The 21,927-nt window shown below is 68.6% G+C and carries 19 protein-coding genes and 1 pseudogene; 8 read left to right on the top strand and 12 right to left on the bottom strand.

Annotation, left to right across the window (positions count from 1 at the left end; translation table 11 throughout):
• The first annotated feature begins 5 nt into the window (after positions 1-5).
• Positions 6-884: a KPN_02809 family neutral zinc metallopeptidase gene (gene ypfJ / locus DQP58_RS10345; protein WP_112634263.1), complete on the top strand. Its 879-nt coding sequence runs from the start codon at positions 6-8 to the stop codon at positions 882-884.
• On the opposite strand, the gene DQP58_RS10340 is transcribed toward ypfJ, so the two are convergent.
• Positions 881-1,756 carry a dihydrodipicolinate synthase family protein gene (locus DQP58_RS10340; RefSeq protein ID WP_112708308.1) on the bottom strand — a complete coding sequence of 292 codons (876 nt, stop codon included), beginning with the start codon at positions 1,754-1,756 and terminating at the stop codon, positions 881-883. The genes ypfJ and DQP58_RS10340 overlap by 4 nt on opposite strands.
• Complete coding sequence (locus DQP58_RS10335; RefSeq protein ID WP_112708307.1) at positions 1,753-2,553, bottom strand: aldolase; 801 nt, start codon at positions 2,551-2,553, stop codon at positions 1,753-1,755. The genes DQP58_RS10340 and DQP58_RS10335 overlap by 4 nt, the downstream gene beginning before the upstream one ends.
• Positions 2,554-2,600: 47 nt before the next feature.
• Here DQP58_RS10335 and DQP58_RS10330 point away from each other — a divergent pair, with 47 nt between their 5' ends.
• Positions 2,601-3,146 carry a helix-turn-helix domain-containing protein gene (locus DQP58_RS10330; RefSeq protein WP_112708306.1) on the top strand — a complete coding sequence of 182 codons (546 nt, stop codon included), beginning with the start codon at positions 2,601-2,603 and terminating at the stop codon, positions 3,144-3,146.
• Here DQP58_RS10330 and DQP58_RS10325 read toward each other — a convergent pair.
• Entirely contained in the window at positions 3,139-3,573 is a 435-nt protein-coding gene (locus tag DQP58_RS10325) for a hypothetical protein (RefSeq protein WP_112708305.1), read from the bottom strand. The genes DQP58_RS10330 and DQP58_RS10325 overlap by 8 nt on opposite strands.
• Positions 3,574-3,662: 89 nt before the next feature.
• Here DQP58_RS10325 and DQP58_RS10320 point away from each other — a divergent pair, with 89 nt between their 5' ends.
• Both DQP58_RS10320 and DQP58_RS10315 read left to right on the top strand, forming a co-directional pair.
• Positions 3,663-5,231: a purple acid phosphatase family protein gene (locus DQP58_RS10320; RefSeq protein WP_112708345.1), complete on the top strand. Its 1,569-nt coding sequence runs from the start codon at positions 3,663-3,665 to the stop codon at positions 5,229-5,231.
• A gap of 54 nt (positions 5,232-5,285) precedes the next feature.
• A complete protein-coding gene (locus tag DQP58_RS10315; protein WP_112708304.1) occupies positions 5,286-6,932 on the top strand; it encodes a chloride channel protein in 1,647 nt (548 codons plus the stop codon).
• Here DQP58_RS10315 and DQP58_RS10310 read toward each other — a convergent pair.
• Complete coding sequence (locus DQP58_RS10310; protein ID WP_112708303.1) at positions 6,914-7,942, bottom strand: Rv2578c family radical SAM protein; 1,029 nt, start codon at positions 7,940-7,942, stop codon at positions 6,914-6,916. The two genes, DQP58_RS10315 and DQP58_RS10310, sit on opposite strands and share 19 nt — an antisense overlap.
• Positions 7,943-8,085: 143 nt before the next feature.
• Here DQP58_RS10310 and DQP58_RS27105 point away from each other — a divergent pair.
• A pseudogene (locus DQP58_RS27105) lies at positions 8,086-8,178 on the top strand (polyketide cyclase); the annotation flags it as partial.
• Positions 8,179-8,272: 94 nt separating this feature from the next.
• Entirely contained in the window at positions 8,273-8,497 is a 225-nt protein-coding gene (locus DQP58_RS10300; protein ID WP_066861033.1) for a deoxyribodipyrimidine photolyase, read from the top strand.
• Between the two features lie 3 nt (positions 8,498-8,500).
• On the opposite strand, the gene DQP58_RS10295 is transcribed toward DQP58_RS10300, so the two are convergent.
• The 3 genes from DQP58_RS10295 to DQP58_RS10285 are packed head-to-tail and all read right to left on the bottom strand — an operon-like array spanning position 8,501 to position 11,963.
• Positions 8,501-9,997, bottom strand: coding sequence for an HNH endonuclease signature motif containing protein (locus tag DQP58_RS10295; RefSeq protein ID WP_112708344.1), 1,497 nt, complete (start codon positions 9,995-9,997; stop codon positions 8,501-8,503).
• A gap of 31 nt (positions 9,998-10,028) precedes the next feature.
• Positions 10,029-11,291 (bottom strand): histidine--tRNA ligase, encoded by a 1,263-nt coding sequence (hisS, locus tag DQP58_RS10290; RefSeq protein WP_112708301.1) that lies wholly within the window; start codon positions 11,289-11,291, stop codon positions 10,029-10,031.
• 3 nt (positions 11,292-11,294) lie between these two features.
• Positions 11,295-11,963: an MBL fold metallo-hydrolase gene (locus DQP58_RS10285; protein ID WP_066861041.1), complete on the bottom strand. Its 669-nt coding sequence runs from the start codon at positions 11,961-11,963 to the stop codon at positions 11,295-11,297.
• A 117-nt stretch (positions 11,964-12,080) separates the two neighbouring features.
• On the opposite strand from DQP58_RS10285, the gene DQP58_RS10280 reads away from it, so the two are divergent.
• Both DQP58_RS10280 and DQP58_RS10275 read left to right on the top strand, forming a co-directional pair.
• Entirely contained in the window at positions 12,081-12,980 is a 900-nt protein-coding gene (locus DQP58_RS10280; RefSeq protein WP_112708300.1) for a peptidylprolyl isomerase, read from the top strand.
• A gap of 132 nt (positions 12,981-13,112) precedes the next feature.
• Positions 13,113-14,861 carry a protein kinase domain-containing protein gene (locus DQP58_RS10275; protein WP_112708299.1) on the top strand — a complete coding sequence of 583 codons (1,749 nt, stop codon included), beginning with the start codon at positions 13,113-13,115 and terminating at the stop codon, positions 14,859-14,861.
• A gap of 3 nt (positions 14,862-14,864) precedes the next feature.
• Here the strand turns inward: DQP58_RS10275 and DQP58_RS10270 are convergent, their stop codons facing one another.
• From DQP58_RS10270 to secD, 5 genes are all read right to left on the bottom strand, one after another.
• Positions 14,865-17,243: a RelA/SpoT family protein gene (locus tag DQP58_RS10270; protein WP_112708343.1), complete on the bottom strand. Its 2,379-nt coding sequence runs from the start codon at positions 17,241-17,243 to the stop codon at positions 14,865-14,867.
• 43 nt (positions 17,244-17,286) lie between these two features.
• Positions 17,287-17,811 (bottom strand): adenine phosphoribosyltransferase, encoded by a 525-nt coding sequence (locus DQP58_RS10265; RefSeq protein WP_112708298.1) that lies wholly within the window; start codon positions 17,809-17,811, stop codon positions 17,287-17,289.
• A gap of 7 nt (positions 17,812-17,818) precedes the next feature.
• Positions 17,819-19,486: an ABC transporter substrate-binding protein gene (locus DQP58_RS10260; protein ID WP_205869394.1), complete on the bottom strand. Its 1,668-nt coding sequence runs from the start codon at positions 19,484-19,486 to the stop codon at positions 17,819-17,821.
• Between the two features lie 47 nt (positions 19,487-19,533).
• Positions 19,534-20,802, bottom strand: a complete 1,269-nt coding sequence (secF, locus tag DQP58_RS10255; protein WP_112708296.1) for a protein translocase subunit SecF — start codon at positions 20,800-20,802, stop codon at positions 19,534-19,536.
• A gap of 3 nt (positions 20,803-20,805) precedes the next feature.
• On the bottom strand, positions 20,806-21,927 hold a 1,122-nt coding region (gene secD / locus DQP58_RS10250), incomplete at its 5' end, for a protein translocase subunit SecD (protein ID WP_112708295.1).

Below are 21,927 nucleotides of genomic sequence, written 5' to 3'. Positions count from 1 at the left end.
GCGTCGTGACCTTCAACGAGGGCATGCAGATCGACACCAGCACCGCGTCGTCGTCCGGTGGGGGCGGGATGGGCATGGCGGTCGGGGGTGGCGGTCTGGGGCTGCTCATTCTCATCGGGGCGCTGTTTTTGGGCGTCGACCCCGGCCGCGTCATGAACTCCCCGCAGACCAACACCGGCGGGTACTCGGCGCCCGGCTTCGACCTGAGCCAGTGCAAGACCGGCGCCGACGCCAACAAGTACGTGCAGTGCCGGGTGGTCGCCACCGGCAACTCGGTGGACGCGGTGTGGCATCAGCTGCTGCCGGGTTACACCCGCCCGCATGTCCGGCTGTTCACCGGCCGGGTGAACACCGGCTGCGGGGCGGCCACCACCGCGGTCGGACCGTTCTACTGCCCGGTCGACCAGACGGCGTACTTCGACACCGACTTCTTCCAGGAGCTCGTCGACAGATTCGGTTCCAGCGGTGGGCCGTTCGCCCAGGAGTATGTGGTCGCCCACGAATACGGCCATCACGTGCAGCAACTGCAGGGTCTGCTCGGCCGCTCGCAGCAGGGCGCGCAGGGCGCCGGGGGCAACGGCGTGCGCACCGAGCTACAGGCCGACTGCTACGCCGGAATCTGGGCACACTACGCCTCCACAGTCAAGCAGGAGAGCACGGGCGTGCCCTACCTGGAGCCGTTGAGCGACAAGGACATTGCCGATGCGCTGTCGGCCGCGGCGTCGGTGGGCGATGACCGCATCCAGAAGGAAGCCACCGGGCGGGTCAACCCCGAGTCCTGGACGCACGGCTCGTCCGAACAGCGCCAGAAGTGGTTCACCATCGGCTACCAGACCGGCGACCCGAAGAAGTGTGACACCTTCTCCGCGCCGGATCTGGGTTAAACGTCCAGCAGACGCCGCAGCTCGGCGCGGCCCTGTTCGTCGAGCGGCAGCAGCGGCGCGCGCGGGTCGCCGACGCCGAAGTCGAGCAGCTCCAGGCCGGCCTTGACGGTGGTGGCCAACCCGCCGGCGACGATGTAGGTGAGCAACGGCTGGAGATCGTCGTAAAGCTTCTGCGCGGTGTCGAGGTCGTGCGCGCGCACCGCCTCGTACAGGTCGATGCAGGGTTGTGGCCGCAGATTCGGTGCGGCCGTGCACCATCCGGATGCGCCGGCCTTCAGGGCGTCGAGCACCAGCGGGTTGCTGCCGTTGTAGAAGGGCAGCCGGTTGCCGGACAGTTCGGCGATGCGGTGCATGCGGGCCAGGTCGCCGGTGGATTCCTTGACCATGGTGACGTTGTCGATGCCCTCGAACATTCGCACCAGCAACTCCGGCGGCATGTCGACACCGCTGGTGGCCGGGTTGTTGTAGGCCATGATGGGGATCGAGATGGCGTCGCTGATGCTGCGGTAGTGCTGGAAGATCTCCCGCTCGGTGAGCTTCCAGTAGGACACCGGCAGGATCATCACCGCGTCCGCCCCGGCCCGCTGCGCGTAGCCGGCGCGCCGAATCGTCTTGGCGGTGGTCACATCCGACACGCCGACGATTACCGGGACCCGCCCGGCGACAGTGGCGATGGTGGCGTCGACGACGGCGTCGAACTCGGGTTCCTCGAGGTACGCCAGTTCGCCGGTGCTGCCCAGCGGCGCGATCGCGTGGACATTGCCGGACACCAGCCGCTCGACCAGCGTGGCCAGCCGTTCGGTGTCAATCCCGTTGTCGCCGAACGGCGTAACCGGGTAGGCGATGATGCCGTGGATCTTGGGCTCGGTCACAGGGCGGCTCCTTGGCTGGTCAACACGTCGGGATGCCGGGCCAGGACCCGACGGCCGTAGTAGGCGAAGTTGGCGCGGCTGCGCTGCGGCGACAGCGTCCAGTCATGGGCCTCGCGAGCCAGTTCTTCGGGCAGCTCCTGGACGGTGCCGGCGGCCATCGCGGCCAGCTGCAGTTTGGCGGCGCGCTCGATGAGGATGCCCAGCGAGCAGGCCTCCTCGACGCTGGCCCCCGCGATGACGTGGCCGTGATGCGCCAGCAGGACGGCCTTCTTGTCCCCGAGGGCGGCGGTGATGATCTCGCCCTCTTCGTTGCCGACCGGCACCCCCGGCCACTTCGGCAAGAACGCACAGTCGCCGTAGAGCGGGGTGGTGTCCATGTGGGAGACGATCAGGGGAACTTCCAGCATCGACAGCGCCGCGACGTGGAACGCGTGGGTGTGCACGATGCAGTTGACGTCGGGCCGGGCGCGATAGATCCAGCTGTGAAAACGGTTGGCGGGGTTGGCAATCCCCTCGCCGTCGAGGACGTTGAGGTCCTCGTCGACCAGCAGCAGGTTGGCGTCGGTGATCTCGTCGAACCCCAGCCCGAGCCGCTGGGTGTAGTAGGTGCCCGCGGCCTCGGCGCGGGCGGTGATCTGGCCGGCCAGCCCCGAGTCGTGCCCGGCGTCAAAGAGCGCCCGACAGGTCAACGCCAGCTTCTGGCGCGTGGTCAACTGCGAATCGGCGAGGTTCGCCGTCAACTGCTCGGCAGCCCGGCGCATCAACTCGGATTTCGATTCGGTGAACGTGCTGCCCATGTGACACAATGTAGCAGCATAGGAAACCTTGTGTCATAGGAGGTGCCGTGACGGCACTGCTGCGCCCCGTCCGCAGACAGCGCGGCCTCACCCTCGAGCAACTCGCCCGGCAGACGGGCCTGACCAAGAGCTACCTGTCCAAGATCGAACGGGGCCAGAGCACTCCCTCGATCGCGGTGGCCCTCAAGGTCGCCCGGGCGCTCGAGGTCGACGTCGGGCGGCTGTTCTCCGCCGGGGCGGCCCAGGAAAAGATCACCGTGGACCGGGCCGGCGACGGCGACGGCGGCCGCTACCGGGTGCTGGCGCCGTCGCTGTTGGGAAAGTCGATGTCGCCGTTCGTGGTTCGCCCGACCGAGCAGCTGGCCGAGGATCCCCATCCCGAGCATGCGGGCCAGGAATTCATGTTCGTGCACGCCGGAACGGTCGAACTCGACTACGGTGACCAGACGTTCACGTTAAGGCCGGGCGACAGCGCCTACTTCGACGCGTCGGTCAGCCACAAGATCCGGGCGGTCGGCGCCGAGAGCGCCCAGGTCGTCGTCGTTGCGCACGCCGAGCCCGGCAGCGCACCGGCCCTGGGCTCGACTAGCTGAGCCGGCAGGTGACGGTGGTGGTCGCGTCCTGCTGGACCACCACCTGACCGTCCACGGCGATTTCGCAGTGGAACTGGGCCGGGCCGTTGCCCGAGTCCGGCCAGTGCAGCATGCCGTTGGCGGTGATGCTCGCGAACTGGTTCGGGTTTGCCAGGGTGGCGGTGTAGGTGACCGGCGCGCCGGCGCTGAGCGGGGCCTGCACGCTGGTCGAGAACTTCGACGGGTCCGCGTTGAAGGCCGCCTGGCTGGGCGGATCGGCGTTTACGTAGGAGACGTTGGCGGTCACGTTGTTGGGGCTCGTCACGGTGTAGGTCACCTGGTGGCCGGCCGGGTCCGCATAGCTGGTCGCCGGCGTGAGTACCGCCCCCGCGGCCGCGGCCAGAATTGTCGCTGAGATCGCGCTCGCTGTCCTGTGCACGTTCGTCATATCGAAAACGCTACCGGATTCGTTAGCGACGGTTCGATGGTTACGCCGCAGCTGTGCCCCTGGTCGCCCGGCTCCGGTATGAAGCAAGCATGCGTGAAGACCCCACTGCGGTGACCCGGCGCCGGTTGCTGACCACCGGCGCGGTCTCGGCCGCCCTCGGCGTGGGCCTGGGGGGTGGCGCCACGCTGCTGTGGTCCCGTCCGCAGGGCCCGACGGCCTGGTTGCAGCCCGATCGACGTGGCGCACCACCTGTCGGTGGGCTGCACCTGCAGTTCGGCAAGAACGCCGGCACCGAAGTGGTGGTGTCCTGGCACACCACCGACGCAGTCCGCAATCCGCGCGTCCTGCTCGGAAGACCGACATCGGGCTTCGGCAGCACGGTGGCCGCCGAAACCCGCACCTACCGGGACGCGAAGTCGGGCACCGAAGTTCGCGTCAACCATGCCCGGCTGACCGACCTCACGCCGGACACCGACTACGTGTACGCCGCGCTGCACGACGGCGCGGAACCGGAGCAGGGCACCGTCCGTACGGCGCCGAAGGGCCGAAAGCCGTTGCTGTTCACCAGCTTCGGTGACCAGTCCACTCCGGCGCTGGCCAAAATGCCCGACGGCAGCTACGCCACCGACAACATCGGCTCGCCGGCCGCCGCCGACACCACCATGGCGATCGAACGGATGGGCCCGCTGTTCAACCTGATCAACGGCGACCTGTGTTACGCCAACCTGGCCCGGGATCGGGTGCGCACCTGGTCGAACTGGTTCGAGAACAACACCCGCTCGGCGCGCTACCGGCCCTGGATGCCGGCGGCAGGCAACCACGAGAACGAATTGGGCAACGGTCCAATTGGTTACGGCGCCTACCAGACCTACTTCGCGGTGCCCGAGTCCGGGTCGAGCCCCGAAACCCGTGGCATGTGGTACTCGTTCACCGCCGGCTCGGTGCGGGTGATCAGCCTGAGCAACGACGACGTCGCGTTCCAGGACGGCGGCAACTTCTACGTGCACGGCTACTCCGGTGGCGAGCAAAAGCGTTGGCTTGCAGACGAACTCGCTGCGGCCCGGAGCGATCCGGACGTCGACTGGATCGTGGTGTGCATGCACCAGACCGCGGTCTCCACCGCCGACAAGACCAACGGTGCCGACCTGGGCATCCGCGCGGAATGGCTGCCGCTGTTCGACCAGTACCGGGTCGACCTGGTGGTGTGCGGCCACGAACACCACTACGAACGCTCGCATCCGCTGCGCGGCGCGCTGGGCACCGACACCCGCACGCCGATACCCGTCGACACCCGAAACGATCTGATCGACGCCACCCGGGGAACGGTGCACCTGGTCATCGGTGGCGGCGGCACGTCGGCCCCGAGCAACGCGATGTTCTTCCCGGAGCCGCGGTGCCGTGTGGTCACCGGTGTGGGCGCCTTCGATCCCGCGCTGCGCCGCAAGGCGCCCGTCTACGTCCTCGAGGACGCGCCGTGGTCGGCGTTCCGCGATCGCGACAACCCTTACGGTTTCGCGGCTTTCGAGGTCGATCCGGGCCAACCCGGCGGCAACACCTCGATCAAGGCGACGCACTACGCGCTGCGGGGCCCGTTCGGCGAAGTCGCCGTCATCGACCAGTTCACGCTCACCAAGCCGCGCGGCGACCGGGCCCGCTAGCCCGTCCCAGCAACGTGACCGCGGCGGATTTTATCCCTGTGAAATACTTCAAAAATGGCTGAATCGCCCGGTCCGTCCATGGGGGGACGCTTGGCGGACTTCGTGGTCGATCGGCGCATGCTGCTGACGGCGGCGCTCGCCGTGCCGATCGGAGCGCTCGCCGCGGGGGCGGCGTGGTGCCTGCTCCGGTTGATCGGGTTGGTCACCAACCTCGTCTTCTACCAGCGCTGGGCGGTCGACCTGGTGGCACCGGGATCGCACCCCCATCCGTGGTGGTTGCTGCTGGGCGCCCCCGTCGCCGGCGGTCTGGTGGTCGGCGTCATGGCGCGGCTGGGCTCGGAGAAGATCCGCGGTCACGGCATGCCGGAAGCGATCGAGGCGATTCTCACCCAGGGCAGCCGTGTCGAGCCGAAAGTCGCTGTCCTCAAACCGGTTTCGGCGGCGATCAGCATCGGCACCGGCGGCCCGTTCGGCGCCGAGGGGCCGATCATCATGACCGGCGGGGCACTCGGGTCGATCCTGGCCCAACACCTGCACCTGACCGCCGACGAGCGCAAGATCCTGCTGGTGTCGGGGGCCGCCGGCGGAATGGCGGCCACGTTCAATTCGCCGCTGGCGTCCATCCTGCTCGCGGTCGAGCTGTTGCTGTTCGAATGGCGGCCTCGCAGCCTGATTCCGGTGACGGCGGCGGTCGTCGTCGCGACCGTCGTGCGCCAGTTCATTCTCGGCGGCAACCCGGTCTTCCCGGTCGACGTCGGGCGCCTGAGCCGGGTCGAACCGAAGATAGACCTGCTGGCGCTCCTCATCGGGGCGTGCGGCGCGGTGGTCGCCATCGCCGCGACGCGGTTGGTGTACCTGGCCGAAGACGCCTTCGCGCGCCTGCCGATCCACTGGATGTGGTGGCCGGCGATCGGCGGGCTGGTGATCGGCGCGGGCGGACTGATCGAGCCGCGGGCGCTCGGCGTCGGCTACGACGTGATCGACGCGCTGCTCACCGGCCGCGCCACCCTGTCGTTGATCGTCGGCATCCTCGTCGTGAAGACCGCCATCTGGTCACTGTCGTTGGGTTCGGGCACCTCGGGCGGTGTGCTCGCACCGGTGTTCATGATCGGCGGCGCGCTGGGAGCCCTGGTGGGCCAGGGCCTGCCGAACGTGTTCCCGGGGTTCTGGGCGATTCTCGGACTGGCCGCCGTGGTGGGCGGCGTCATGCGCTCGCCGCTGACCGGCATCGTGTTCACCCTCGAACTCACCCACGCCTGGCCCGCGCTGCTTCCCCTGATCGTGGCCTCGACCACGGCCTACGCGGCGTCCGTGCTGATGCTCGACCGATCGGTGCTGACCGAGAAGATCGCCCGGCGCGGCCTGCACCTGACCCGCGACTACACCACCGATCCGCTGGAAGCGTTCTTCGTGGCCGACGTCATGCATCCCGAGCCGTCCCCGGTGCCGACCGGCGGCAGCGTCAGCACCCGCGACACCCTGCGGCATGCCGCCAACGTCCTCGCCGAATCGGGCGGCCACGCGCTGCGTGTCCTGTCACCGGACGGCGCGGAACAAGGTCACCTGCTGCTGCGGGATCTGCTCACCGCCCGTCTGCACGACATCACCGAAGACACCAGGCGCACAAGGCATTTCGTCGCGTTCCCCCGCAGACGGACGCTACGAAACGCCGATCCCGAAGCTCAAAACAACGTCGGCTGACTCGCTTTCGGTGCCGGCGCCGCCGAGGCGGCCCGGGCGAACGGGCGATGGTCGCCCGCCAGCCCATGCTTGGCGATCAACGGCGCGGCCCGCCGCCACAGCGTTTCGCGATAGTCCTGGGGCAGGTAGGCGCCGCGGCGGTACAGCTCGCGATAACGGCCGACCAGCTCGGGATGCGAACGGGCCAACCACGCCATGAACCATCCCCGGGTCGAGCTGCGCAGGTGCAAACCGAACACGGTGACGCTGGTGGCACCGGCCGCCGCGATCTGGCCGAGCAGCCCATCGAGGTGCTCGGCGGAATCGGTGAGGTGCGGCAGCACCGGCGCGACCATCACATGACAGTCCAACCCGGCGCCCCGAATAGCGCTGATCAGACCCAGCCGGGCCTGGGGCGTGGGGGTGCCCGGCTCGACGTCCTTATGGAGCTCTGGATCGCCGACGGCCAGCGACACCGCCACCGAGACCGGGACCTGCGCCGCGGCCTGGGTGATCAGCGGCAGGTCGCGCCGCAGCAGCGTGCCCTTGGTCAGGATCGACAGCGGTGTGCCGGATTCGGCCAGGGCGCCGATGATGCCGGGCATCAGCGCGTAGCGCCCCTCGGCCCGCTGGTACGGGTCGGTGTTGGTGCCCAGGGCGACGGTCTCACGCTGCCACGACGGCCGGCGCAGCTCGCGACGCAGCACCTCGACCACGTTGGTCTTGACGACGACCTGGGTGTCGAAGTCGTTGCCGCAGTCCAGCTCCAGGTATTCGTGGGTGGGCCGGGCGAAACAGTACCGGCAGGCGTGCGAGCAGCCGCGGTAGCCGTTGACGGTGTAGCGAAACGGCAGCGCCGACGCGTTCGGCACCTTGTTGAGCGCGGACTTGCACACCACCTCGTGGAAGGTGATGCCGTCGAACTGCGGCGAGCGCACGCTGCGCAGGAAGCCGATGCGCTGCAGCCCCGGCAGCGCCCCATCCTCGACCGGTGTCCCGTTGACCGCGACGGCTTGATTTGCCCACCGCATACCGGCTATTCGAACATTAGTTCGAGGCTGAGTCAAGCAAGGGCGACGGCCGCACAGTGAGCGGTGACCGTATCACCCCAACGCTTCAAGGCGCCGACGGTGATCCGGTGCGCGGCGTGGGCGATAAGTTCGTCGTTCACATGGCCGGCATTTTCCCCGTCTTGTCCGAGGGTGCATTGCGCGCGACTTTGGGAATTCTCGACCGCACCGTGCGCCGCGGTTATCCGGGCGGTTAAACCGAAACCGCGCACGGGCCTGGCGAATCGAGTTTCGGTTTTGCGCGACATTTGCGCGGGTATTATTCCAGGGCCCCTCACGAAAGGACCTGTCATGTTGCACCAGGTGATTTTGGCGAGTTCGGACCCGGTCGCGGCCGGCTTTATCCTCCGCGGCATCAAGGGAATTTTCGTCGCTATCGGCAGCATTATCGCCGCAATAATCTGCGGAGTCATCGCCATGATGAAGGGCCGCAATCCGCTGGGCTGGGGAATTCTCGGGCTGTTCTTCTCGATCCTGACATTGATCGTCGTCATCATTATTCCCAGCAAAAAATAACGCTTAGAAGGGCGGCGGTTCCCCGTCGCCGACGGGGTGGGCCGATGCGGAAGCCCAAGTGCGAGAAGGCGTTTCGATCGCACGTGCCATGCGGTTGTGCCGGCGTTCGGTGGCCACGCGCGCGGCGCGGTTCTGAGCGCGGGTGCGGCGGCGTTTGGGCATCATCGCCGTGCGATCACCGCAGTAATCGGGCGCCACGTCGGCCTCGGCGGCGGGGATCGCGCCGACGTCCCGGCACAAACTCGGGAACAGCAGTGCGCTGCCCGGCGTGGTGACATAGGTCCGCCCGGCCGGCGAGGTCAGGATCAGCGTGCCGTCGGACAGCTGCTTTTCCTGCCAGCCCCAAAAGGTTTTCACCAAATGATGGGCGCGGCAATAACATTTGAGGTTCGACGCGTGCGTCGGCCCGCCGTCGGCGTAGGGGATCGTATGGTCCACGTCACAGTTCACGGCGGGCTGATCACAGCCGGGCCAACGACACGTCAAATCCCGGCAGCGCACAAAATCGGCCAGCGCCTTAGACGGCACATAACCGGGCTCCGGCGGCGCACCACCCGGATGGACCAGCGGCGCCAGCCTGGCCGAGGCGGCCAACTCGCCGAGCAACTCCGGCGGGATCAGGCCCTGCGCGCCTATCTGAGCGGCGGGCGTCGAACCGCGGCCATTCAGCGTGGCCTGCTCGGCGATCACGTGGATCACCACCGGGCTCGACGCGGGCCGTTTGCCGGCCGCGCAATCGGGCCGCCCGCACCGACACCCCAGCCGGTCCGCACCGGCCGCCAGCGCACCCAGCGCATCAGCGCGGCGCTGCTCGCGGGTGCGCGGATCATGCTCACACACCGTGGCCGCTAACGCAGTCAATCGCCGATCCAGCGCATGCGCGTCCGGAGCGAGCAGGGTGCCCTCCAGATGCGCCAACCCCTCCCCCATGTCGGCAACCCAGACTTCCCGCCCGGCCGCGCGCTCCTTGCGGCGGCGTACCGCGTCCGCGTCAGCGCGAGCCACCACCTTGTCCACCTGTGCGGCCAGCCGACCCTGGCTCAGCGACGGCCACCTGGTGACCCCGGCGGCCAACTCGGCATCCACCGCACCGAGCACGTCGGGGTCGGTGATCAAATCGGTGCGAAACACGATCGTTTGAAACATTCGGTAGCCGATATCGCCGGCGGCGAAGACCGCCCCCACCTTCGGCAGCCGCTCGCGCATCGCGCGGGCGTAGCGCACGCGACTTTCGGCCAGGCCCTGGCCGATTCGCAACTCGGCGGCCACCTCCGCACTCACCGCCGCCTCGGTGTCGACGGCCCACTCCTCGGTCTCCGAACACCGTGACAGCCGATACCCGAACAGCTCACCAATGGCCACCAGCTGCGCGGCCGCCGCCCGATTCTCCGCCCGGGCGGCCGCACCGATCCGCTCCAGCAAGCCCGCCGACACCGGTGTCGCCGACGGGTAGTGGCGCTCGATGAGCTCGTCGAACCGCGCCCGCACTTCTTCGAACATGTGTTCGACAGTATCAGACGCGAGCGACACGTCAGCGGCCGAGCCGCCCAAGCACCTCGTCGACAACGGAATCCAACGCGACGGCGACCTGCTCCCCGGTCTCGAGATCCTTCACCCCGACCGTGCCCGCCTCGAGATCGCGGTCGCCGAGGACCAGCGCGACCCGGGCGCCGGAGCGGTCGGCCGCGCGCATCGCGCCCTTGAGTCCGCGGTCGCCGTAGGCCATGTCGACGCGCACGCCGCCGCCGCGCAACTGCGCGGCCAGCACCGCCAGGCGCAACTTGGCCTGCTCGCTCAGCGGCACGCCGAACACCTCGCAGCGCGCGGGGACCCCCGCACTCTTGCCCTCGGCGCGCAGCGCCAGCAGCGTGCGGTCCACGCCGAGCCCAAACCCGATGCCGGACAGGTCTTGCCCGCCAAGCTGGCGCATCAGGCCGTCGTAGCGGCCACCGCCACCGATGCCGGACTGCGCGCCCAGCCCGTCGTGCACGAACTCGAAGGTCGTTTTGGTGTAGTAGTCCAGCCCGCGGACCATGCGCGGGTTGATGACGTACGGCACGCCCATCGCGTCCAGATGCGCCAACACGGTGTCGAAGTGCTGCTTGGCCGCGTCGGACAGGTGATCGAGCAGCACCGGCGCTTCGGCCGTCATGGCGCGCACCTCCGGTCGCTTGTCGTCGAGCACCCGCAGGGGATTGAGCTGCGCCCGTCGCCGGGTCTCCTCGTCCAGGTCGAGCCCAAAAAGGAACTCCTGCAACAGTTCCCGGTACTGCGGCCGGCAGCTGTCATCACCCAGCGAGGTGATCTCCAGGCGGAAGCCGTCGAGCCCCAGCGAGCGGAAACCCGCGTCGGCGATGGCGATCACCTCGGCGTCCAGGGCCGGGTCGTCGACGCCGATCGCCTCGACTCCGACCTGCTGCAGCTGGCGATAGCGGCCGGCCTGCGGACGCTCGTAGCGGAAAAACGGCCCCGCGTAACAGAGTTTGACCGGCAGTGCGCCGCGGTCGAGCCCGTGCTCGATGACCGCACGCACCACCCCGGCGGTGCCCTCGGGCCGCAGCGTCACCGAGCGGTCGCCGCGGTCGGCGAACGTGTACATCTCTTTGGACACCACGTCGGTGGACTCACCGACGCCGCGGGCGAACAGCGCCGTGTCCTCGAAGATGGGCAGCTCGATATCGCCGTAGCCGGCCCGGCGGGCGGCGCCCAGCAGGCCGTCGCGCACCGCGACGAATTGCGCCGAGTCCGGCGGGACATAGTCGGGCACGCCCTTGGGCGCAGCGAACTCCGGCACGGGCTACAGGCCTTCGAGGAACGGGTTGAGGCGGCGCTCGGCGCCGATGGTGGTGGAGTTGCCGTGCCCGGGCAGCACCACGGTGTCGTCGTCGAGCACCAGAAGCTTGTCGACGATCGAGGTCAGCAGGTCGCGGCCGCTGCCGCCGAACAGGTCGGTGCGCCCCACTGCGCGCTCGAAGAGCGTGTCACCGGTGAACACCAAGTCTTTCCCGTCCTTCGTCCCGCCGTCGACCCGGAAGATCACCGATCCCCGGGTGTGCCCGGGCGTGTGGTCGACGTTGACGGTCACGCTGCCCAGGTCCAGCTTGTCGCCGTCGCGGTCCAGCTCGACGACCTGCTTGGGCTCCCGCCAGAACGCGCCCGCGACCATCTGCGCCAGGCGCGGGCCCAGGCCGTAGATCGGGTCGGTGAGCATGAACCTGTCCTCGGGATGGATGTAGGTCGGGCAACCGTAGGTGTCGGACACCTTCTGCGCCGACCACATGTGGTCGATGTGTCCGTGGGTAAGCAGCACCGCGGCCGGCGTCAGCCGGTTCTTGTCCAGGATGTTGCGCAGCGCGCCCATCACCCGCTGTCCCGGATCCACGATCACGGCGTCCGTACCAGGCCGTTCGGCCACCACGTAGCAGTTGCACTGCAGCATGCCGGCGGGGAATCCGGTGATCAACACGCTTCCCAGTTTCCCACGGGCCCCACTTGACACGAGTCGCGGCGCCCACATTAGCCTGAGCTGGCACCTCACCCGTCTAAGGGAATCCGACTTCACCAGCATGGAGGCATAGCGGCCGTGCCGACCAACGAACAGCGACGCGCCAACGCCAAACGCAAGCTCGAACGGCAGCTGGAACGGCGCGCGAAGCAAGCCAAGACGCGCCGGATCGTGCTGATCGCGGCCGCCTCGATCGTCGCCGTGGCCGTGATCGTGGCGGTGGTGATCACGATCGTCAACACCAAGCACGACCACAAGAGCAACACCGCGGCGTCGACGACCACCAGCAGCACCAGCTCGCCGGAGTCCACGACCCCCGCGGGGCCGACCCCGAACGCCGCGCCGCTGCCGCCGTTCAAGCCCTCTGCCGAGCTGGGCGCCAACTGTCAGTACCCGGCCTCGCCCGAGCCGGCCGCCAAGCCGGGGGTCAAGCCGCCGCGGACCGGCAAGGTGCCGACCGATCCCGCCCAGGTGAGCGCCAGCATGGTGACCAACCAGGGCCACATCGGCCTGATGCTGGCGAACAACGAATCACCGTGCACCGTCAACAGTTTCGCGAGCCTGATCGGGCAGAAATACTTCGACAACACCAAATGCCACCGGTTGACCACCTCGCAGGGCCTGGGCGTGCTGCAGTGCGGCGACCCCAAGGGCGAGGGCACCGGCGGCCCCGGCTATCAATTCGCCAACGAGTACCCGACCGACCAGTACCCGCCGAACGACCCCAAGGCGCAGGAGCCCGTCCTCTACCCGCGCGGCACGCTGGCCATGGCCAACGCCGGGCCCGGCACCAACGGCAGCCAATTCTTCCTGGTGTACAAGGACTCCCAGCTGCCGCCGCAGTACACCGTGTTCGGCACCATCCAGCCCGACGGGCTGGCCACCCTGGACAAGATCGCCAAGGCCGGCGTCGCCGGCGGCGGTGAAGACGGCGCCCCTGCGACCGAGGTGACCATCACCTCGCTGCTGCTCGACTAGCGTCGATCGCAAGCGCGGCGCGTGCGCCGGGCGCAGCGGGTCGGCGCCGACAACTAGCCCGCGTCGGCGCGAAACTGCCTCTGATCGGCGGGATTCGCCCGACGTGCACCGCCGACGGCTTATGGTCGTTGGGTGAATCTGGATCCGGACACATTCGGCCATTACCGAATACTGGACTTGTTGGGACGCGGCGGCATGGGCCGGGTCTACCGGGCCTACGACGCGACCACCGACCGGGTGGTGGCGCTCAAAGTGCTCCCGCCACATCTGGCCGAGGATCAGGACTTCCAGCACCGTTTCCGCCGTGAGGCCCGCATCGCGGCCGGCCTCACCGACCCGCACGTGGTGCCGATTCACGGCTACGGTGAAATCGACGGCCGGCTCTACGTCGACATGCGACTGATCGAGGGCCGCGACCTGTCGCACTACATCGCCGAAAGCGGCGGCCGCCTCAGCCCGGAGCAGACGGTCGCGGTCATCGAACAGGTTGCGGCAGCGCTGGATAGCGCGCGGCAAGCGGGCCTGATCCACCGCGACATCAAGCCGATGAACATCTTGATCACCACGGCGCGCAACTTCGTCTATCTGATCGACTTCGGCCTTGCCCGCGCGGAGGCTGACACTCAGCTCACGCAGACCGGCGCCACGATGGGCACCGTCGCCTACATGGCGCCCGAGCGCTTCAAGGGCAAAACCGATCATCGTGCCGACGTCTACTCGTTGGCCTGCGTGCTGTACGAGTGCCTGACCGGCAAGCGCCCATTCGCGGGCGACAGCCTCGAAGAACAGCTCAACGCGCACCTGAACGCCCCACCGCCGCGACCGTCGGCGATCGCGCCCGAGGTGCCCGCGGCCTTCGACGCGGTCGTCGCCCGGGGCATGGTCAAGGACCCCGAACAGCGGTATCAGACGGCGATGGAGCTCGCCGAGGCCGCCAGGGCCGCGCTGCCGAGCCCGGCAACGGGACCGGTCGGCTTCGCCCCGCCGCCGGCACCGCCGCCGCCCGATGGCAGTCCGGATCCGCGGCTAGCACCCGGCCGCCCAACGCATTCCAGGCGTTTGCTGGTGGGCATCGTCGGCGCGTCGACCCTGGCGCTGGCGGCGGTAGCGGCGCTGGTCTTCGCGTTGGTGACCCAGAGTCACGGCTCCCCGGACAGCGCGGCATCCTCCACCCAGACCCGGGCCCGGGCGCCTGGGCGGACCGGTTCCAACCCCGGTTCCAGTGGCCCGGCGTCGGCGACGGCGCCGCCGCTGCCGGCGTTCGCACCGCCGCCCGACCTGGGTGCCGACTGCCAGTACCGGTCGGTGCCCGATCCGGTCAGCCGGCCGGTGAACCAGCCCCCGTCGGGCCGGGTGTCGACCACTCCCCCGCAGATCGGCGCCGTCATCTCCACCAACGTCGGTGACATCGCGATCCAGCTCGCCAATTCCGAGTCGCCGTGCACGGTGAACAGCTTCATCAGCCTGGTCAAGCAGCAATTCTTCGACAACACCCAGTGCGCCCGGCTGATCAGCTCGCCCGATGGCGGGTCGCTGTTGTGCGGTGGCCCCGAGGTGGACGGATCCGGTGGCCCTGGTTACGAATTCGCCGACGAGTACCCCGCCGACCAATACAAGCCCGACGACCCCGCGTTGCGCGCGACGGTGGTGTATCCGCGCGGCACCATCGTCATGGCCACCGAGGGACCCAACACCAACGGCAGCCAATTCGCCTTGATCTTCAAGGATTCCGAGATGGAACCGCAGAGCACGGTGCTGGGCACCATCGACCAGGCGGGGCTGGCCACCCTGGACAAAATCGCCCGAGCCGGTATCGCCGGCAATCGACAGAGCGGCGCGCCCACCAACCCGGTGAAGATCACCTCGGTGCGGCTGAGCTAGGGCTCAGGCTGCGGACGTCACGCGGTAGACGTCGTACACGCCCTCGACATTGCGCACGACGTTGAGCAGGTGGCCGAGATGCTTGGGGTCGCCCATCTCAAAGGTGAAGCGGCTGATCGCAACCCGGTCACCGGAGGTGGTCACCGACGCGGACAAGATGTTGACCTTCTCGTCGGCCAGCACCCGGGTGACGTCCGAGAGCAGCCGGTGCCGGTCGAGCGCCTCGACCTGGATGGCCACCAGAAACACCGACGACGGCGAAGGCGCCCAATGCACTTCGATGATGCGCTCGGACTGCTGCTGCAGCGAGGCGGCATTGGTGCAGTCGGTGCGGTGCACGCTCACCCCGCCGCCGCGGGTGACGAACCCCATGATCTGGTCCCCGGGCACCGGGGTGCAGCACTTCGCCAGCTTGGTCAGCACGCCCGGCGCGCCCGGCACCGAGACGCCGACGTCGTCGCTGCTGCGCGGGCGGCGCAACATCGTTGTCGGCGTGGAGCGTTCGGCGAGGTCCTCCTCGGCCTGGTCGATGCCGCCGAGCTCGGCCAGCAGCCGCTGCACGACGTGCCGGGCCGACACGTGGCCCTCACCGATCGCGGTGTAGAGCGCGGAGACGTCCGTGTAGTGCAGCTCGCGGGCCACCGCCGCGAGCGTTTCACCATTGACCAAGCGCTGCAACGGAAGTCCGCCCCGGCGGACCTCGCGGGCCATGGCGTCCTTGCCGGATTCGAGCGCCTCCTCGCGGCGCTCCTTGGCGAACCACTGCCGGATCTTAGCCTTGGCGCGCGGCGAGACCACGAATTGCTGCCAATCCCGCGACGGCCCGGCGTTGGCCGCCTTTGAGGTGAAAACCTCGACGACTTCCCCATTTTCCAGCTTGCGCTCCAGCGCCACCAGCCGGCCGTTGACCCGGGCGCCGATGCAGCGGTGGCCGACCTCGGTGTGCACCGCGTAGGCGAAGTCCACCGGCGTGGAGCCGTTGGGCAGGGTGATCACGTCACCCTTCGGGGTGAACACGAAGATCTCTTGTACCGCAAGGTCATAACGCAGCGACTCGAGGAACTCGCCCGGGTCCGCGGCCTCCCGCTGCCAGTCGAGCAGCTGACGCATCCAGGCCATGTCGTCGATCTCGGCGGCGGCGTGCGGATGCGGAACGCCGTTGCGACCCTTGGCTTCCTTGTAACGCCAGTGCGCGGCGATGCCGTATTCGGCGGTGCGGTGCATGTCGCGGGTGCGGATCTGCACTTCCAGCGGCTTGCCTTCCGGCCCCACCACGGTGGTGTGCAACGACTGGTACACACCGTATCTCGGCTGGGCGATGTAGTCCTTGAACCGCCCCGCCATCGGCTGCCACAGCGAGTGCACCACGCCGACGGCGGCATAGCAGTCGCGGATCTCGTCGCACAGGATGCGAATGCCCACCAGGTCGTGGATGTCGTCGAAGTCGCGGCCCTTGACGATCATCTTCTGGTAGATCGACCAATAGTGCTTGGGCCGGCCCTCCACCGTCGCCTTGATCTTCGACGCGCTCAGCGTGTTGACGATCTCGGCGCGGACCTTGGCCAGATAGGTGTCGCGCGACGGCGCACGCCCGGCTACCAGCCGCACGATCTCCTCGTACTTCTTGGGGTGCAGGATCGCGAACGACAAATCTTCCAGTTCCCATTTGACGCTGGCCATCCCCAGCCGATGAGCAAGGGGCGCAATGACTTCCAACGTCTCGCGGGCCTTGCGCGCCTGCTTCTCCGGCGGCAGGAACCGCATGGTGCGCATGTTGTGCAGTCGGTCGGCCACCTTGATCACCAGCACACGGGGATCGCGCGCCATCGCGGTGATCATCTTGCGGATCGTCTCGCCCTCGGCGGCGCTGCCCAGCACCACCCGGTCCAGTTTCGTCACGCCGTCGACCAGATGGCCCACCTCTTCACCGAATTCCTCGCTCAAGGCGTCCAGGGTGTATCCGGTGTCCTCGACGGTGTCGTGCAGCAGCGCGGCCACCAAAGTCGTGGTGTCCATGCCCAATTCGGCCAGAATGGTGGCGACGGCCAGCGGGTGGGTGATGTAGGGGTCTCCGGAATGGCGCAACTGGGTGGCGTGGCGCTCGTCGGCGACCTCGAAGGCGCGCTGCAGCAGCGACACGTTGGCCTTCGGGTAGATCTCGCGGTGCACCGCCACCAGCGGTTCGAGCACCGGGTTGAGGGTGCTGCGCTGGGCGGTCATCCGGCGGGCCAGCCTGGCCCGCACCCGCCGGGACGCGCTGCTCGACGTTTTCAGGGATTCCGTCGGTGGCTCGGGAACCTCCATCGGCTGCGTGATGGCCGGCGACTCCGAGACGTTAGTGGGCGCGTCAAGCGCTTGCGCCGCGCTGTTGTCCTCCGCCACGTTGGTCACCTCCGAATTCGAGGATATCTCCAATGGGAGAGCGCTACTCGGAAGTCAGGCTGTGTACGGCCAATGGCGCGACCGCTTCCCGGCCGCGCAGCGCGCTCAGTTCGAACACCACCGCGGCCGTCGTCACGTGCGCTCCGGCGCGCTCGAGCAGCCGGGCCGCGGCGGCCAGGGTGCCCCCGCTGGCCAGCACGTCGTCGATGATCGCGATGTTGCGCCCGCGCAGGTCCAGGCCGTCGGCGGGAATCTCCAGGGTGGCGCTGCCGTACTCGAGGTCATAGGTCTCGGCGTGCACCGGCGGCGGCAATTTCCCGGCCTTGCGGATGGCCAGCACGCCGGTCTGCAGCCGCTCGGCGACGGCCGCGGCCAGCAGGAACCCGCGGGCCTCGATGCCGGCCACCAGATCGGCGCCCGCGGCGATCTCGGCCAGCGCGCCCGTGATCGCGGTCATCGCCGACGCGTCCGCGAACACCGGGGTGAGGTCCTTGAACTGGATGCCCGGCTTGGGGAAATCGGCCACCTTGCGCGTCAGCGACGCGATCAACCCGGCGGCGTTGGTCATCGGAGCCTCACTGAATAAGGGCCCATCGGTCCATGTTCCAGCCCGCGCCCCAGCGGGTCGGGTTCTTGCTCACCGCGTACATCTTCTTCGAGGTCAGCAGCGTGCGCTGCTGACGGTACAGCGGCAGGGTGGGCATGTCGCCCCACAGTACCGGCGCGGTTTCGGTCAGCAGCCTGGCGCGCTCGGCGGCGTCGGCCGAGACCGCCAGTGCCCCGATCGCGTTGTCGACCTGCGGGTTGCTGTATCCGGACAGGTTGTTGCCGTTGCCGGTGTGCAGGGCGTAGGCATCCAGCGCCGACGACCCCGTCGACCCGCTGCCGGTGGCCCCGCCGGTGCTGGCCAGCAGCGCGTCGATCTTCCCGTCCTTGAGCGCCTGCGGCCCCGAGCTGTCCAGGATGACGCCGGTGACGGTGACCCCGGCCGCGGCGCACGCCTTGGTGATGACGCCGACGTTGACCGCGAGCCGCGCGTTGGGCCCCTGATAGCCGATCCGCACCGTCAGCGGCGCACCGCCCAGCGCGGCGCGCGCGGTGACCGGATCGGCCTTGGCGAACGGGTCGGCCTCCCCCGCCCCGTCGGCGGCCGACACGGCGTCGTCGATGGCCGGGTCCAGGCGCGAGTTGGCGATCGGCGTCCCGGCGTCCTTGGCCAGCGAGTCGCGCGGCGTGCACAGCGCGACCGCGCGCCGGGCCTTGGGCGCGGCCAGCGGACCCTGCGGGGCGAAGATCAGCTGCTCGATGCCGCTCGACGGGCCATCGGAGCGCTCGTAGTTGTCCGGTGTGGTCAGGGCGCCGGACGAACCCGCGGCGACGTCGACCACGTCGACGCTGCGGCTGTTGACCCGATCCTGGATGTCGGGCCCCTGCGACCACACGGTGACCCGCTTGGTGATGGCCTTGGGCCCCCACCACCGGTCGTTGGCGACCAGCACCACCGCGCCGCCATCGAGGATGGATTCGATCTTGTACGGCCCCGACGACGGGAAACGCTTTTCGAGCACGTCTTTTTGGAGCCCGGGTTTGAGGTCCCAGATGGTGTTCCACAGCTTCGCGATCTGGGCCACCAGCGGCCCGTTGTTGCTGAGCAGGGCCGCGGTCACGTCGACGTTGAGCTGGTCGGCAATGACGTGCGACGGCATCAGCGAGGTCGCGGTGAACAGCTGGTTGTAGTCGACGACGCCGCGGTCCGGGATGAACGACACCCGGGCCTTCTTCTGCCCGGGGATGCATTCGACGTTGGCGATGTCGAGGAAGCCGGCCTGGGTGGCGGCGTGAAAGTCGGGAAACTTGCCGGACTGCGCCGCCCAGGCGAGCACGATGTCGTCGCAGGTCACCGGCTTGCCATCGGAGTAGACGGCGTTGTCGGCGATCTGGTAGTCCAGCACCAGCGGGGTGCCGCCGACCACCGACACGGTGCCGAAGTCGCGGTCGGCGACGATCTGCCCGTCGGGGCCGTGATAGCTGAAACCGGTGAGCGTGCGGGCGAACGCCTGGGCCCCGGCCGATGCGGCGCCGGCAACGGTGTTGGTGTTGTAGGTGGACAGCGGGCCGTCGACCACGTAGTCGATTTGGGAGGCGGCGCTGCCCGAACACGCGGTGAGCGTCACACCCGCCGCCAGCACCACAGCCAATCCGGCGCCGAGCCACCGCGTCAGGGCCCGGCGGCCGACGAGCACGCCACGACGACCGGCCCCAGTTCCCCGGTAGCTGGTGGCCATGGTGACTACCGCCGGCCGACGTTCCGCTTGCCGGTGGGACGCCGGGTCCCGGTCGGCCGCACGGGGCGAGCTCCCGGTGCCGGCTTGCTCGGCGCGGGCTTGGCCGGCTCGGCCGCCGTCGTCGTCTCTTCCGCTTCCTCCGCGGTGTCGGCGTCGCCGTCACCGGCGGTCTCGGCCGCCGCTCGCGAGCCGGGGCTGCGCCGCCGCGTCACGCGGCGGGTGTGGGTGCGCACCAGCTCGGTGCGCTCGCGCAGCGTGACCAGCAGCGGCGTGGCGAAGAAGATCGACGAGTACGTGCCGACCAGGATGCCGACCAGCTGCACCAGCGCCAGGTCCTTCAGCGTGCCGACGCCCAGCAGCCACACCGCCACCACCATCAGCGCGAGTACCGGCAGGACGCTGATCAGGCTGGTGTTGATGGACCGCATGAACGTCTGGTTGATCGCCAGGTTGGCCTGCTCGGCGAACGTGCGCCGGGTGGTGTGCTGGAAACCGTGGGTGTTCTCCTCGACCTTGTCGAACACGATGACGGTGTCGTAGAGGGAGAAACCGAGGATCGTCAGCAGGCCGATGACGGTGGCGGGCGTGACCTCGAAACCGACCAGCGAGTACACCCCCGCGGTAACGCTGAGGTCGAACACCATGGTCGTCAGCGCCGAGATGGCCATGTACCGCTCGTAGCGCACCATGATGTAGACGCCGACCAGCACCAAGAACACGGCCAGCGCGATCAGCGCCTTGTCGGTGATCTGGTCACCCCAGGTCTCGGAGACCGCCGCGTCGCTGATCGCCTGCTTGCTGGGCTTGCCGTCGGCGCCCTTGGGTCCGAACGCATCGAAGAGGGCGTTGCGCAGCTTGGTCGTCTGATCGTTTGTCAGCGTCTCCGAGCGGATCTGCACGGTCGCGCCGGCGCCGTTGCCGACGACCACCACCGATTCCGGATCCTTACCCAGGGCCTGGTGGAACACCTCCGAGACCTGCGAGGTCTGCACGGTGCCCGTCTTCCCGGCGGCCGGCATCGACACCGTCGTGCCGCCGTTGAAGTCGATGCCGAAGGTGAAGCCCCGCAACAGGATCGACAGGATGGCGACGGCGACGATCGCGCCGCTGATGCCGAACCACAGCCGGCGCCGCCCGACCACTTCGAAGGCGCCCGTGCCGGTGTACAGGCGCGACAGAAACCCGTGGTGCGGGGCGCTGTCGGTCAACTCGGTGGCGCCCTCGGAGGCTTCGGTGAGCTCGGTTGCGTCCTTGGAGGCTTTGGAGGAAGTCATGCGCTATCCCCGTCCCGTCTTGACCTGCGCCGAAGCCCGGCGTTCGCGGGCCACCTGCTGAACTGCGCCCAGGCCGTTGTAGGCCGGCTTTGCCAGCGTCGGGGACTTGGACGCCAGGTACACCAGCGGCCAGGTCACCAGGAACACCACCACGATGTCGAGGACGGTGGTGAGGCCCAACGTGAAGGCGAAGCCGCGCACCTGGCCGATCGCCAGGGCGTAGAGCACCGCGGCGGCCAGGAAGGTGACGGCGTTACCCGACACGATGGTCTTGCGGGCCCGCACCCAGCCTCGGGGCACCGCGGACCGGAACGAACGGCCTTCGCGGATCTCGTCTTTGATGCGTTCGAAGAAGACGACGAACGAGTCGGCGGTGGTACCGATACCGATGATCAGGCCCGCGATGCCCGCCAGATCCAGGGTGTAGTTGATCTGGCGACCCAGGATCACCAGGATCGCGAAGATCATTGCGCCGGAAGCACCCAGCGACAGGGCGGTGAGCAGTCCCAGCACCCGGTAGTAGAGCAGCGAGTACACCAGCACCAGGATCAGGCCGATGGCGCCCGCGATCAGGCCCGCCCGCAGCGAGGTCAATCCGAGTGTCGCCGAGACGGTTTGGGCCTCCGAGGCCTCGAAGGACAGCGGCAGCGAGCCGTATTTGAGGACGTTGGCCAGCTGCTTGGCCGTCGCGGCGGTGAACGGCGGATCGCCACCGCTGATCTGGGTGCGGCCGCCGGGGATCGCCTCCTGGATCATCGGCGCGCTGACCACCTGCGAGTCCAGGGTGAAGGCGGTCTGGGTGCCGATGTGGGCTGCGGTGAAGTCGGCCCAGGTGTTCGCCGCGGCGGACTTGAACTGCAGGTCGACGACGTAGCCGATGCCGCGCTGGTTCTGGCTGGCGCTGGCGTCCTGGATCTGGTCACCGCTGATGATCGACGGTCCCAGCAGGTAGGCGACCTTGTGGTCGGTGGAGCAGGTGATCAACGGCTGGGCGGGATCGTCGTTGCCGGCCAGGATGTCTTCCTTGTCGCAGCGCGTCGCCTGGAATTGCAGGGCCAGGAACTGGATGCCCTGACGCGTGCTCTGGCGCCACTTCTTCTCGTCGGCGATGCGGTCGGCGAGTTC

It is taken from the genome of Mycobacterium colombiense, assembly GCF_003284975.1.
GTDB classification, from domain to species: Bacteria; Actinomycetota; Actinomycetes; order Mycobacteriales; family Mycobacteriaceae; genus Mycobacterium; species Mycobacterium europaeum_A.
Note: the sequence above shows the minus strand (reverse complement) of the source record. Positions and strands in the feature narration are given on the sequence as shown.

Bases quoted from the DNA above. Each gene is read 5' to 3' on its own strand.
- DQP58_RS10300 (WP_066861033.1), top strand. From the start codon at position 8,273: ATGTTGCACCAGGTGATTTTGGCGAGTTCGGACCCGGTCGCGGCCGGC.
- secF (WP_112708296.1), bottom strand. From the start codon at position 20,802: ATGACTTCCTCCAAAGCCTCCAAGGACGCAACCGAGCTCACCGAAGCC.
- DQP58_RS10315 (WP_112708304.1), top strand. From the start codon at position 5,286: ATGGCTGAATCGCCCGGTCCGTCCATGGGGGGACGCTTGGCGGACTTC.
- DQP58_RS10310 (WP_112708303.1), bottom strand. From the start codon at position 7,942: ATGCGGTGGGCAAATCAAGCCGTCGCGGTCAACGGGACACCGGTCGAG.
- DQP58_RS10335 (WP_112708307.1), bottom strand. From the start codon at position 2,553: ATGGGCAGCACGTTCACCGAATCGAAATCCGAGTTGATGCGCCGGGCT.
- DQP58_RS10325 (WP_112708305.1), bottom strand. From the start codon at position 3,573: ATGACGAACGTGCACAGGACAGCGAGCGCGATCTCAGCGACAATTCTG.
- DQP58_RS10295 (WP_112708344.1), bottom strand. From the start codon at position 9,997: ATGTTCGAAGAAGTGCGGGCGCGGTTCGACGAGCTCATCGAGCGCCAC.
- DQP58_RS10265 (WP_112708298.1), bottom strand. From the start codon at position 17,811: ATGACCAACGCCGCCGGGTTGATCGCGTCGCTGACGCGCAAGGTGGCC.
- DQP58_RS10320 (WP_112708345.1), top strand. From the start codon at position 3,663: ATGCGTGAAGACCCCACTGCGGTGACCCGGCGCCGGTTGCTGACCACC.